The sequence below is a fragment of the Bacillus gaemokensis genome (assembly GCF_001590835.1).
Lineage (GTDB): Bacteria > Bacillota > Bacilli > Bacillales > Bacillaceae_G > Bacillus_A > Bacillus_A gaemokensis.
Map to the genome: position 1 here is coordinate 54,333 of NZ_LTAQ01000014.1, position 13,853 is coordinate 68,185.

11 protein-coding genes and 2 pseudogenes are annotated in these 13,853 nt (G+C 34.1%); 2 read left to right on the forward strand and 11 right to left on the reverse strand.

All coding sequences use genetic code 11. From position 1 onward, the window contains the following. Positions 1-75: 75 nt before the first annotated feature. The 3 genes from kynA to kynU are packed head-to-tail and all read right to left on the reverse strand — an operon-like array spanning position 76 to position 2,868. Positions 76-915, reverse strand: a complete 840-nt coding sequence (kynA, locus tag AZF08_RS14760; RefSeq protein WP_033676777.1) for a tryptophan 2,3-dioxygenase — start codon at positions 913-915, stop codon at positions 76-78. A gap of 33 nt (positions 916-948) precedes the next feature. Beyond that, entirely contained in the window at positions 949-1,578 is a 630-nt protein-coding gene (gene kynB / locus AZF08_RS14765) for an arylformamidase (protein WP_033676775.1), read from the reverse strand. A 3-nt stretch (positions 1,579-1,581) separates the two neighbouring features. Beyond that, positions 1,582-2,868: a kynureninase gene (gene kynU, locus AZF08_RS14770; RefSeq protein WP_033676773.1), complete on the reverse strand. Its 1,287-nt coding sequence runs from the start codon at positions 2,866-2,868 to the stop codon at positions 1,582-1,584. Between the two features lie 161 nt (positions 2,869-3,029). Here kynU and AZF08_RS14775 point away from each other — a divergent pair, with 161 nt between their 5' ends. After that, complete coding sequence (locus AZF08_RS14775; protein WP_033676770.1) at positions 3,030-3,647, forward strand: TetR/AcrR family transcriptional regulator; 618 nt, start codon at positions 3,030-3,032, stop codon at positions 3,645-3,647. 117 nt (positions 3,648-3,764) lie between these two features. On the opposite strand, the gene AZF08_RS14780 is transcribed toward AZF08_RS14775, so the two are convergent. The 4 genes and pseudogenes from AZF08_RS14780 to AZF08_RS14790 all read right to left on the reverse strand — a co-directional run bounded on the left by AZF08_RS14780 (position 3,765) and on the right by AZF08_RS14790 (position 6,343). Then, positions 3,765-4,820, reverse strand: coding sequence for a beta-propeller fold lactonase family protein (locus AZF08_RS14780; RefSeq protein ID WP_033676767.1), 1,056 nt, complete (start codon positions 4,818-4,820; stop codon positions 3,765-3,767). Between the two features lie 195 nt (positions 4,821-5,015). Further along, positions 5,016-5,252: pseudogene (locus tag AZF08_RS30780) on the reverse strand (hypothetical protein). A gap of 340 nt (positions 5,253-5,592) precedes the next feature. Continuing rightward, positions 5,593-6,050: pseudogene (locus AZF08_RS14785) on the reverse strand (NUDIX domain-containing protein). A gap of 50 nt (positions 6,051-6,100) precedes the next feature. Then, positions 6,101-6,343: a DUF3977 family protein gene (locus tag AZF08_RS14790; protein ID WP_033676765.1), complete on the reverse strand. Its 243-nt coding sequence runs from the start codon at positions 6,341-6,343 to the stop codon at positions 6,101-6,103. A 220-nt stretch (positions 6,344-6,563) separates the two neighbouring features. Between AZF08_RS14790 and AZF08_RS14795 the strand changes: the two genes are divergently transcribed. Continuing rightward, complete coding sequence (locus AZF08_RS14795) at positions 6,564-7,115, forward strand: ElyC/SanA/YdcF family protein (RefSeq protein WP_033676762.1); 552 nt, start codon at positions 6,564-6,566, stop codon at positions 7,113-7,115. A gap of 156 nt (positions 7,116-7,271) precedes the next feature. On the opposite strand, the gene AZF08_RS14800 is transcribed toward AZF08_RS14795, so the two are convergent. From AZF08_RS14800 to AZF08_RS14815, 4 genes are all read right to left on the reverse strand, one after another. Then, positions 7,272-9,128, reverse strand: a complete 1,857-nt coding sequence (locus AZF08_RS14800; protein ID WP_033676760.1) for a sigma-54-dependent Fis family transcriptional regulator — start codon at positions 9,126-9,128, stop codon at positions 7,272-7,274. 357 nt (positions 9,129-9,485) lie between these two features. Further along, a complete protein-coding gene (locus AZF08_RS14805) occupies positions 9,486-10,028 on the reverse strand; it encodes a GNAT family N-acetyltransferase (RefSeq protein WP_033676759.1) in 543 nt (180 codons plus the stop codon). Between the two features lie 484 nt (positions 10,029-10,512). Next, complete coding sequence (locus tag AZF08_RS14810; RefSeq protein ID WP_033676758.1) at positions 10,513-11,346, reverse strand: alpha/beta fold hydrolase; 834 nt, start codon at positions 11,344-11,346, stop codon at positions 10,513-10,515. A 495-nt stretch (positions 11,347-11,841) separates the two neighbouring features. Next, on the reverse strand, positions 11,842-13,853 hold a 2,012-nt coding region (locus AZF08_RS14815), incomplete at its 5' end, for a condensation domain-containing protein (RefSeq protein ID WP_153019534.1).

The following is a 13,853-nucleotide window of genomic DNA, read 5'->3' on the forward strand; positions in this document are numbered from 1 at the left end:
GGTTGGAAGTGTAAAAACTTTTATTTTTGTTAACTTGATGGCTATACCCTTTCGAGCATCTTTTTTGCTACTTTTTTATAATTTCGTTCTTACATTCCAAAGCTCTGGGAAAAAACATTGATCGAGCACGCGTTTTAAATAAGATACCCCTGAAGATCCACCTGTCCCCATTTTATGTCCGATGATTCGTTCTACCGTTTTCATATGACGGAATCGCCACTGCTGAATCCAATCTTCAATATCGATTAACTTCTCTGCAAGCTGATATAAATCCCAATATTTCTTCACATCAGAATATACTTCTACCCATGCTGCTTCTACAGTCGCATCTGCTTCATAAGGCTGTGTAATATCACGATTTAGTACATTTTGATGAATTGGGAAACCTTCTTTTACAAGTGCCTGAATTGCAACATCGTAAAGGCTTGGTGAATGAAGTGCTTTATGCAAACGAGCATGTAATTCAGGATCTTTTTCATAAATTTTTAATGCATGAGGTGTTTTATAACCAAGTGCATATTCAATCATACGATATTGATACGATTGAAATCCTGATGCTTGACCGAGCGCATCACGAAACTCAATGTATTCAGATGGTGTTAGCGTTGCAAGAATATCCCAGGATTGAATAATTTGCGATTGAATTTTTGAAACACGCGCAAGCATTTTAAAAGCTGGTGCTAATCTGTCATTTTGAATGGATTCGATCGCTGCGTTAAGCTCGTGTAAAATCAATTTCATCCACAGTTCACTTGCTTGATGAATGACAATAAATAGCATCTCATCATGATGATCTGAAAGCCTTTTTTGACTTCCTAGTAAACTATCTAATTGCAAATACTCACCGTACGTCATATTATTGCGAAAATCTGTATGAATTCCCTTTTCCATAATTACTTTTTCGTTTTCTTTCATAAGATGCTCCCCCTTCTATGCATCATAACTCTTCTATAGTGGTCTTATTACTGCTCGAACTGGACTACCATCTGCATCTGTCAATGCAAGCGGCAACGCAATCAGTTCATAATCTCCATCTTGTACATGATCTAATACAATATTTTCTAAAATATGAATACCATTCTTAAAAAGTTGGTGATGCGCTGCTAATTCTTTATCATCTAGCGGATCTACAGAAGGTACATCCACTCCAATTAACCGAACTCCCTTTTCTGAAAGAAACGGCGCAATATCCGCACGTAAATATGGAATTGTTTCTGGGAATTTTTGTACTTTCCCGTGTGAAGAAGTACGCAGTAACAAACGCTCTACTCCTTCCAAATGAAATGTTTCTAATTCTTTCGCACCAATACTTTCCATACCAGATACATTAATAATACGAGCAGGTCCAACATACACGTTAACGTCTAAATCTAGTACCTTTTTTCCTTCATTATCAAAATGAAATGGCGCATCAATATGGGTCCCTGTATGAATACTCATCGTTAACTTTCCAACATTGACAGATCCACTTTGTTCTTTTGACCACGATACCTCATATGAGAACGGCGTATCTCCTGGCCATGTCGCTATCTCATTATTTAACGGCTGTGAAATATCAATCCAGTCAGATTCTTTCATTATTTATGCAACAACCTCTCGCTTATTTTCAAATTGTTTATATTCTTCATCTTTCATTATCTTTTTCAAAATTTGCACAGACTTCCATACTTCTTCGTACGTGTTATATAAAGCAACTGGCGCAAGACGAATCCCATTTGGTGCACGAAAATCAGGAATAACACCATTTGCTTTTAAAGCTTTACATATACGTGCAGCTTCAGAGTGCTCTAAATAAATATGCCCCCCACGTTTGTCATCTTCTAATGGATTTCCAATTGCGAAGCCCATATCCTTTAATTCATAATGGATTAAATCTAGCATGTACCGCGTAATATGTAATGATTTTTCACGCAGTTTTTCGATACCTGCTTCTTTAAAAATCTCTAGTGATCCAATTAATGGTGCCGTACTTAATACATGCGGCGTGCCAATTTGATATGCCCCAGCATGATCAGCTGCTGTTAAAGTATGTTCCATATCAAACTGCTTATCTTTTCTTGAACTAAACCATCCGGAAAGCCCAGGAAGACGATCAAAATGTTTTTGATTTACATATAACCCTGCAACACCACCAGGTCCTGCATTTAAATATTTGTAATTACACCACACCGCAAAATCAACATCCCAATCCTTAAAGTCATGCGGGATTGAACCGATGGAATGGCATAAATCAAAACCGATATGGATGCCGCGCTTGTGTGCTTCAGCCGTTAATCGCTTCATATCTAAAATTTGTCCGCTTCGATATAACACCGCTGGTAATAAAATTAACGCAATATCATCAGTCATTGCATCAATAATATCTTCTTCCTGAAGCGTTCTACCATCTCGACTCTTGACTTGTACAAGATGTTCGTCTGGATCTAACCCTTTTAAACGAATTTGACTTTGCAAAGCATAAATATCGGATGGAAACGTTAATTCATCCGCAAGAATCTTTGTGCGAATCCCTTTCGGTTCATAGAACGTTGCAATGACTTGATGAATATTCGTTGTCGTAGAACCAGTTACAATTACTTCTTCAGGTAAAGCACCTATAAGTGGTGCAGTTAATTCTCCTAATTGTTCAGAAAGAAAGAACCAAGGGTGTTCCCCTTCTGTCCATCCATCTATCCCATACTCTTTCCATGAATCTAGCATAGTAAGTAAAGACTTTTCTGCTCTTTTAGAAAGTAATCCTAGTGAATTTCCATTTAAATATATCGTATCTACTTTTTTATAGAATTCTTTTTGAAAATCAGCAAGTTCGTCATGTTTATCGCATTGGGTCGCATATTCATAAGATGGTTCAAATGGATTTTGATACATTCTCTCACCTTCTCTTAATTTTCTTTTTATTCTAACTAATTGAAATATACCATCAAATTTGACATAGCGTCAATGATATTGTGTCAGTTGACTTTCTGTCTTCTATTCAACTAGAATAAAGTTATATTTTCAGACATTTCAGTATAAGGAGGTGATGTTTTTTGAAAAAGGATCTTCTTTCATCGAGACAACATCGATCAGTAGAGACACGAAACAAATTATTAAAATCCGGTCATCACGTTTTTTTGAAACAAGGATTTCAAAAAACAACAATCTCTCAAATTATTAAGCATGCAGAAACTGGTTATGGTACTGCTTATGTATATTTTAAAAACAAAGATGACCTTCTCATTGTTCTTATGGAAGATGTGATGAATCGTTTTTACACGATTGCTGAACGTTCCTTTATTCCTAAAACAAAAAAAGAAGCTCACGCTATGATTCAAAATCAAGTGCAAGCCTTCTTACAATTAGCTGAGGAAGAAAGACATATATTACACGTCGTTGAAGAAGCGCTCGGTGCTTCAAAAGAAGTTCGGCAAAAATGGAACGATATTCGCGAACGTTTTATGGGTCGAATTATGCAGGATATTACCTATTCTCAAGAAAATAGACTAGCACGAAATGAGTTAAACAAAGCAATTGTGGCACGTGGTTGGTTCTATATGAATGAAATGTTTCTGTGGGAAATCGTTCGGAATGAAAAGGAAGTAGTTTTAGAGGAAATTGTTTATACACTAACGGAGATGTATACAGCGGGGCTATATAAAAATGAATAACACGCGTTCCTAACCAGCAAAAAAATAGACCTAATTGGAATTCATCAGAAATTAATAGATACATAAAAAACGCCATCCTTTCTGTATATTTCTACAAAAAGAATAGCGTTTTTTATTTTATCTTTCTATATACGCTATACCGTGAGCTCCTTGATTTACAGAAGGATCTGCATTTCGATCTCCTAGATCAACTTCAATGGTATGAACATTCTTGTAATTAACTAAATCTAATACACTTATTGTCCCTGATCTAAGGTTAGAAACATATCCAACCGTTCCGTCAGTAGAAGAACGCATTGTAATTGGGAGTAAATCTACTTCTATTGTACCTAACACGTTTAACGATTCTCCATCAAGAACAGAAACATACCCTGGTGCTGGAGAAAACATACTTCTTGTTCTCTCTCCATTCTTATTCTGAAAACGCGTATGTCCTACCAATACTTTCCCATCATTCGTTACATGAACCGGGGTAATTAAATCTGAAAATGATTTTGTCTTTATAATTTTATCGGTTTCTGTATTAATGATGCTAAGTGTAGGTTGCTCCTCTTTGTAGTCTCCAAGTAAACATGGTGAAGGGATGTAAACTCGATTACCTTTAGGAGAAATAGCTAGTTCCTCACTACCATAGGGCATAGATACTTTTCCAATTAACTCCTTATTATGTGTATCTAAAACCGATATAAAGGGCGCCTCTTTATTAGAGGAATATCCTTTTGTACCATCTGGATTCGTAACAAACCAATGTGGACCTGTTGCCTCTGTAGAGATTCTATCTAGTACTTTTCTCGTGTTAGGATTAATAATTAAAATTCCTCCTTCACCAGATTCGACACTTACATACAATAAGTCTTCTTTTTCATTATAAACTAAACCATGAGGTGCGAATTCCGGTGAGATATCAATGATATCAATTACTTTAAATTGATCAATATCGATAACTAAAATTTCATGGCTTTTTTCCGGATTATTTCTATAAAAACCTGAGCGATAAGTAATACTTACATATAACAATTGACGCTTAGAATCGAAACACAATTCATGAGGTTCTGTAACTGGAGAATCTATAACCCCTATTCTTTCAAAAGTTTTCGCATTGAAGAAATGGATTTGATTACCGCTGGAGCTAACGACCGCCAAAATAGGATTATTTTCTTTAGAAATATTCATTATTTAAACCCTCCTTGTTATTTGTTCCAAATTTCTTGAGTTCCATAGAAATCAGCATATTTAAGCAATTTATATTATCACTAAGACATGTTGTAAACGATTTTCACCTCCTTTCATTTAAATTAGTTTCGCTTATAATAAGGCAGACTAACTTTTATTCTGTAAAAATAAGTTGAATTTAATAATCCAACTTATTTATCTACCTTCTCCAACTTTAGCTTTTATACTTACATGTATTTTATTTAATAACTTTTCTAATACTTTACATTCTTCTTGATTAAGTTTCTCAATTAATGATGCACAAGAAGCACAGAAAGTAGATAATAAGCGAAATACCATTTCTTTGTCTAGTGCATTATCAGATACTCATAACATAAGTAAGCCAAGCTTAGCCGCCATTGGATCAGTTTCCTTTGCTGCCGTTTTTTTAATTCATTCTGCGTATAGCTCTATTCCTTGAGGAATAGTTTTATTGATTGACAAATTTGCTTCAGATTCTTGTTTTTTCATTGAACTACTCCTGTGTTGAAAAACTAACTAATTATAGTTAGTTAAGCTAACTATAATTATAAATACATTCATGTTTTATCGCAAGATTTTTTAGAATAGTTAAATAAATTAATAGGAAGATAGAATTATTTTCATCATGAGATACATGATCTTAAGTTGATAGTGATGGTACTTTATCCCAATTAAAATTGAATTACATGACTTATACAACAACTATAGGAAATACAGCCATGAGAAGTAAAAAAGAACATGTTCCGTTAAATCATTCCATTCTATATTTCAAAATTTTTCTACTATATAGAAATACTTCTTCAGGATATGGCAATGCCAGTTTAGGTCTTTCATTTGGTGAAAAGTATTGTAGTTTTAAAGATTCACCATCTACCGCCATTAACTCTCCTCCTACTACCTCACATTCAAATACTACAACTATGTATTATTTGAATACGTATGACGAAAGTCTCTCCCTCCAAAAATCCCCTTTATTTCTTTCACTTGTACTTGTAAACCTGTTTCTTCCCACACTTCACGAACAACAGCTTTTTCTGGCGTTTCGCCAGGCTCGGTTGCACCTGCAGGAAGGCTCCAAAATCCTCCACCAGGGTATTGAAATAAGATCTCCCCTTTTTCATTTTTAATAATCGCCGCTACACTCGGCACGAAAATAAGATCAGAACTTATTTTTTCACGGATTTGTTTATAGTATGTAGAAATAGCCATGTATCATTCTCCTTATCCACTTAAATGAATAACCCCTTCTTTTTATTAATTTATCGTCCCCTACTCACAATCCCCAAAATAAACTTATACTCATTTCGATTCTTACGCGTCTTCTTAAACCCTTCTTTGGAATCAAAAATTAAACAAGTTTTTCTAAACCAAACTCGTAAATAGAAGGATTCAAAATAAATAGGTTTTATAATCCCTTTTTGCTCAAATTCAGTTCCATCTATTCGTTCTGTTTCTGTTCGAATGAACCATCTATTTCCGACCCCAACTTCTATGTACTTCACTTTTAACCCTCCTAATATAAAATATTTTCAATTTCCTATTAGGAAATGTTTTTCTAAACATTCTATTATTTCCCTGGTAAGCGCATGTTTTGACAGATTCTCTATTATTTCTACTTCATTAAAGCTAACATCGAAAACTTTAATAAAGAAAAAAGGAAAAGTTTTTATAATAACGAATAACACAAAAATGACTAATTTTTTTGAAAGAGGTATATATGCGATGAATAATCAATTTATTACTCTATTAAGTGAAATGATCTTTATAGAACGACAATATAAATTTCAGAAGTCAGATGTTGTCCTCTATCATCCTGGTCATTACAGGGAATTAAATGAACAAATTGTTTCATTATTTCATGAGGAAGGCTTTCAGACAATCATGATTCCAAGTGTACATAATTCATTTTTGAATGAAGATGAGTTTGTTTTCCATAAAGAAATCTTAACTACATTAGGAATTCCTGAAAAAATAATTATCCCTATAACAGGAGAAGCTACTATCACTAACGATGTTATAAAAAATGCAATGCTTTATCTATCCGAAACAACAGTAAGTAAAAATATTTTACTAGTAGGTAAGACCTTTTTTATGAAAAGATTCTTACTGATAGCAACCGCATTTGCTACTAGCAACATGACTATTGATGTTCTTCCATTACAAGATCATAGAAATCTTACGAAAGATACTTGGCACTTAACTGATATCGGTAGAAAGAGAGTATGGAATGAATATCATATGATTTCACAATTTCTCAAACAAAATTTCCTTTGATTTGTATAACAGGAGAACGTATCATATTGTGCAATTTGAAAAGATTTCCCTTCTATATAGACAATGTTTCATTCTACTATTTCCCCGGTAAGCGCATATTCCGACAGAACGTGCACTTACATATAAAAGAAGCAGATTGATAAAAACCTGCTTCTTTTATAGTTGAAATCGTTGCATTCTTTTATAAAACGTACTACGTGGGACACCTAACAGTTTTGCCGCAAATGATACATTCCCCTTTGTCTTCTGAAGTGCTTCTATCATGCTATCTCGCTGTATTTTTTCACGGAATGTTAATGTATCTTCATGCTTAACGTCTTCTTGTTCTTTTAATTCAAGACCTTTTTGATTTACATGCATTGTTTGTAATAAGACAGAAATTTGCTTTTCACATATTTCCCGTCCTTGCGAAAGAATGTATATACGTTCTAACACATTTAACAATTCACGAATATTTCCTGGCCATTCATGCTGCCGAAACTGATTACAAATACTAGGTGGGAATTGAACATCCCAGCCTTTCTTTTTACAAAAGTCTTGAATAAAATATGGAATATCCTCTTTTCTTTCACATAAAGAAGGTACATAAATAGGATATACATGTAAACGATAGTATAAATCTTGGCGGAATTCCCTTTCTTCTACTAGCTGTAGTAAATCACGGTGCGTTGCAGTAATGACGCGAATATCTACCGGTATTTCTTTCGTACTTCCAATTGGTGTCACTTTACGCTCTTGTAAAACACGTAGAAGAGCTACTTGCATTTCTGGCGGAACTTCTCCTATTTCATCAAGAAAAATCGTTCCGCCATTCGCTTGTTCAAATTTTCCTTTGTATCCTTGACGGCGTGCTCCTGTAAATGCTCCTTCTACATAACCAAATAATTCACTCTCCATTAATTCTTTTGGTAATGCTCCGCAATTAACAGCTACAAACGGTCCGTTTTTTCTTGTACTGTTCTCATGAATTGCTCTTGCAACATATTCTTTCCCAACCCCAGTTTCCCCGCAAACATAGACACTTGCATCAGTCTGCGAAACAAGCTTAATTTCTTCTAATGTGTGCTGAAATGAATCACTCGTTCCAACAACCCCTGGGAAATGTACTGTCTTTTGTATTTGAAAAGAATGCTGCACTTTTTGAGGTTGCTTTTTTGATAAGTATATACATTTCCCTATCATCCTATGATTATTATATACAGGTACCTCCATCCGACTACCAAATCCATATTGTAATAAATCAGTTACCTTCATCCGTGACCAACTAGAAACGTACTCACGCACTGGTTTACTTGCAGAAATAACAATTTGTCGATGATTACAAATCACTACTGGCTCCTCACTGTCAATTACATCTAAGAAGCGATGAATTAATTCTAATTCATGTTGATGCACATGAATGCTACATTCACGCTCAATCGCATGTGCGATAGATGTTACCATACCTAGCATATATGGATGTGAAAACTCAATAGGACATGAAAAATCAAGGACACCAATTAACTTTCCATCATCATTATGAATCGGTGCAGCTGCACAACTCCAGCTATGAGACGCAACAGAATAATGTTCTGTACCGCTTATCATAATTGCTTCTTCAATTGCAAGCGCTGTACCAATCGCATTCGTTCCCACAGCTGCTTCTGTCCATTTCACACCTTTTACAAAATTAATATGTTTTGCTTGTTTTAGCGTCTTTTTATTTCCTGTTATGGAAAGTACGTATCCATCAGGATCTATCAATAGTGCCATCATCTGTAATTCATGAATTGTTTTTTGCATATTTTGCAAATGTGGTAAGGCTATATCAAGAAAGATTTCACTTTTTTGTTTTTGTTCATCAAATACGCCTGAAGTTAAAATATTCTGACCTTTATTCATGTGTGGATTGACATTGGCCTGTTTAGAGCGTTGCCATGATTCTGAAATTCTTTTATTTATTCTAGCAGAATCAAGAACACCTTCATCAACAAACTTTTTCCAAGTATGTAAGTAAAACGGTGAAGCTAACATTCTATCATCTCCCTCTTTATCATTTTGGAGATTCGTTTTTGCGAGCACATGAGAGGAAATATAATTTTATTATAAAACTCGATAAAAACGTTTTCAATAAAATGAGTAAGATGACACAAACATGTTAACAATTCGAATATTTTAATGAACACTTTTATATTTTCTAAATAACAATACATTTTGCGCAACAGAACTCACTGCAATTAAAGTCCATAACCATTTCATCGGATGATTGTTCAAAAAAATATTATACTTGCTATAATGAACAATACAGAGGACACGATACTAATGCATAATTTCGTTCTTAATTGCAACATCTTCTCCTCCTTTACTCCTACGTTATTTTCAAGATTTTTACTATCTAAAGCTTCCCATTATAACAGTATTATAGTACTTACCATCAGCAAGTTTTTTATCATTCTTTAATACACCTTCAATTTCAAACCCTAGTTTTTTATAAAGTGTAATAGCTTTATCGTTTGTTTCCAACACATTCAAAGCGATTTTTTTAATTCCATTGGCGTCAGCCCAAGATATAGACTCTTGTAAAAGATTTTTACCAATCCCATGTCCCCAAAACTCTTTTAATACGCATACTCCAAACTCTACTTTATGAGAGAATCTCTTTAAATACACTCCTTCGCATCTTGAAAACCCGACGATTTGATCATTCACTACAGCAACTAAAAATAAGTTTCTCGGACTTTCAGTATCCGTTTTTATAATTTCTTCAAACCCCGGTATATCTATGAATGCCTCCCCTTTTTCTCTGTCCATATTTTCGGTCTCTCCATCAATCTGTAATCTTAAATCAGACAAATCTTTTCCATCTTTTTCAAGTGCGGATCTAACAGTATAATTGATCCCATTTACATAAAATTCTTGTTTGTTAATTATCATGGTATACTCCTTTGATATTAAGTTGATTTAAAAAATAAAACATGAGAAAAACATTGTAATTTATTATTTTCTGCACGCTAATTAAATAATCTATCCCTGGTTGTTCCATAAGATATTGTCCTATATGGTAAATCTTGATAATTTCAGTTTATCATAGGTTACATCAGTTAAAAATAAGTAGCTATCTGTAACCATCTTTCTCTTTTATAAATCCTTTTATCGATTTATATTAAATAAAAGTTCCCTACATAAGTTAAATATATATAAAGACAGTTAATTACTAAAATATAAAGCCTGTATCATAAATTATTTTGCAATCTATGCGATACAGGCTATTTTTTACATATCTCCTTCTCGAATTAACGTACTCGTTAGTGAAAAATGAGTTATATTTATTACGAAAAAATTTTTCCTAATTCGTTTCAATTGAATGGTTTCAAAATATCAGCATAAGGGTGATCCTTTTGATTTAACGAATCTTTTGTTACTTTTCATATGAATCATTAAGACTGGTATTCTCTGTTCGTATCATCCATTCTTCAACTAGACTCTCAAATAACTCAGGTTGTTCAATCTGTAAGTTATGACCGGCCATATCTAAAACAGCAATTGTTGCTCGTGGATACTCTTCCATAATCTCCAATAAGTCTTGATATCCTACAACTATATCTTGCCTCCCAGCGAGTAAAAGAACTGGTTTTTCGTATTTTTGTCCATTTTCATTGAATGATAACGTATAATTTCTTTGAAGCATTTCCACAAACTCTGCATTAGCTACTGTAAGACCTGATTTGATTTCTTCTTTATATCGATTGTATGTATATTTATTCGCTATCACTGCCAACTCACAAAATTCATTTCTTTCATCCAATGAAAGTTTATTTAAAAATTCATCATCACTTATAATCCTATTATATTTTGGGACTGTTCTTGCTTTATGATCCGCAATTATGACAGGGCATATGAGCAATAAACCATCAATTCGCTGAGATATTTTTGAAAGTAATGCTCTAGACAAATATCCGCCATATGATTCTCCTACGAGTAGAAAATTTTCATTAGGAATAACCTTTTCGATAAATAAAGTTAAGACATCTAATAAAGTATCAGAACTATTTATCCAATTAGGGGCAGTCGATTTTCCCATACCTGGTAAATCAATATAAATGCGCTTATAGCCTGCGTGTTTATGAAACACTGATTCCATACACCCCATCATCAATCTATGATCGACAGAACATCCATGTAAAAGAATTACAGGTTTTCCCTCACCAATTATTTCATAATATATTTGTGCATCTTTAATATGGCATATCATAAAAAATCCTCCTTATTTAATATTCCATTTCGGTTCTAGTGCAAAAATGTTAGTTAGAAACATAGAGTAGAACTTTCCTCTACATTTCTATCTTATGAAGCTAAGCCAAACAGTTTATGAACAAGTTCTTTCTGGTTTTAGACGGACTTGTCCGGTAAAACAAGTTGTCCTTTTTTCATCATATGCATGGCTTCAACACTGAATAATTTTTCCTAGAATAATTCTTGTTGTTTAAATTCTGACATTTATAGCACCCTAGACTTTAATAGTATATGTTCAATCCGTTATCTACTATATACAAATTTACATATTAATACTTACTTTCTTGAAACTAACATCAATTTCAATGAAAGAGTGTGCTGTATATTTACACACTCTTTCATTTGGAAAATACATCAAAAATTCAGTTCAATTTCTCGGATAGAACTTTCACTTTTTATTGCTTTTTCGCTTAATTTGACATTGCGTAATTGAACATTTTGGTTTTTAACAACTTCAGATAAAACTATTAAGAAATCNAAAATTCAGTTCAATTTCTCGGATAGAACTTTCACTTTTTATTGCTTTTTCGCTTAATTTGACATTGCGTAATTGAACATTTTGGTTTTTAACAACTTCCGATAAAACTATTAAGAAATCTTTTGATAATTCATTAATTCTGTTCTTTTCAAATAATTTCTTACAAAATTCAAAACTACATTTAAGTTGTTCACCATCAAGATTTACAAACAATGTTAAATCAAACTTAGCTATCTTACGGTCTCGAATGTAAGGTTTAAATACCAGATTTTCTATTTGAAGCTCTGTTTCTTCTGTATTTTGTAAAACAAACATCGTATCAAATAGTGGATTACGGCTCATATCTCTTTTTATATTTACTTTTTGAACCAGCTCTTCAAAAGGATAATTCTGATTCTCATACGCATTCAACATTGTTTCTTTCACTTCCTGAACATACGTATAGAACGTTTTGTCTCCCGCTGGATAATTTCGTATTGCTAACGTATTAACGAACATTCCGATGATTGGATCTAAATCCGCATGCGTTCTTCCTGCGATAGGCGTTCCTACAATAATATCCTCTTGACCACTATATTTTGATAATAGTGTTGTATATGCGGCTAATAAGACCATATACAACGTCGCTCCTGTTTGTTTTCCTATCTCTGTTAATCCATCACTAATTTGTTTGTCAATTGTAAATTCCACTACGTCTCCCTCGTAGCTTCGTACCGATGGTCTCTCATAATCTATCGGTAACTCTAACTCTGGAATTTCCCCATCAAACATATTCAGCCAATACGCTTCCTGTTTTTTCATTCGTTCACTTTGCATTTCATTTTGTTGCCAAGCTGCGTAATCCTTATACTGAATTCGAAGTGGTAGCTGTGACTCACCTTCATACAACTGAACAAATTCCTTGATGATWAGRTTTGTTGAGACACCATCMGAAATAATATGATGKRYATCRAACAACAACACATGGTAATCMTTACGMATTTCAATYAATCCWACTCGCAATAACGGTGCCTCTTGYAARTTAAATGGACGCACGAAACGATCAATATGTGTATCTATCCCCTCTTTTTCAGCTTGTATCTTTTCGATAGAAAACATMACTTCAGAAKRTATGTGCTGCACTGGTTCTCCCTGAATCATCTCAAAACTTGTCCGTAATGACTCATGACGTTGAATTAATTTTTGGAAAGCTTCTTCTACACGAGCAGAATCAAGTTCTCCTTCTACAATCATTACCCCCGGCATATTGTAACTTAATTCTCCACCTTCTAATTGACTCAAAATGTACATACGCTTTTGTGTCGAAGAGACTGGATAATAAGTTCTTCCTGGTGTCACTGGAATAGACAAGTAAGTCTTTTCCTCGATACCTGTAATAAATTCAGCCATTTGTTCAACTGTCTGATATCGGAAGACATCTCTTAGCGTAACATTGATGTTCATCTGTTTATGAATCTTAGATACGAGCGTAGTCGCTCTTAATGAATGCCCACCAACATCAAAGAAGTTGTCTTTAACCCCGATATGTTCATTGAATAGAACCTCTTTCCATATCTCCATCAACTGTTCTTCTATCCTTGTACGAGGTGCAACATACTCTATACCTGTTTGTAAATTCCCTTCTGGCTCAGGCAATGCTTTMCGATCAACCTTACCATTTGGTGTTAATGGCATTTGGACSAGCTGTACAAAGTAAGCTGGGATCATATATTCTGGCAATTCTTGTAACATCGCTTCTCGAAGTTGTCCCACTGTTAAGCTTTCATCTCCGACGAAATATGCGTACAGTTGTTTTAATCCATCCTTACTCTCTCGTGCGACAACAATTGCCTCTCGAACCAAATCCACTTTCTGAAGAACCGACTCAACCTCACCCAATTCAATTCGGTATCCTCGAATTTTCACTTGATCGTCGATTCTGCCAATATACTCAATATTTCCATCCGGTAACCATTTGGCCAAGTCACCTGTTTTATACATGCGCTCTC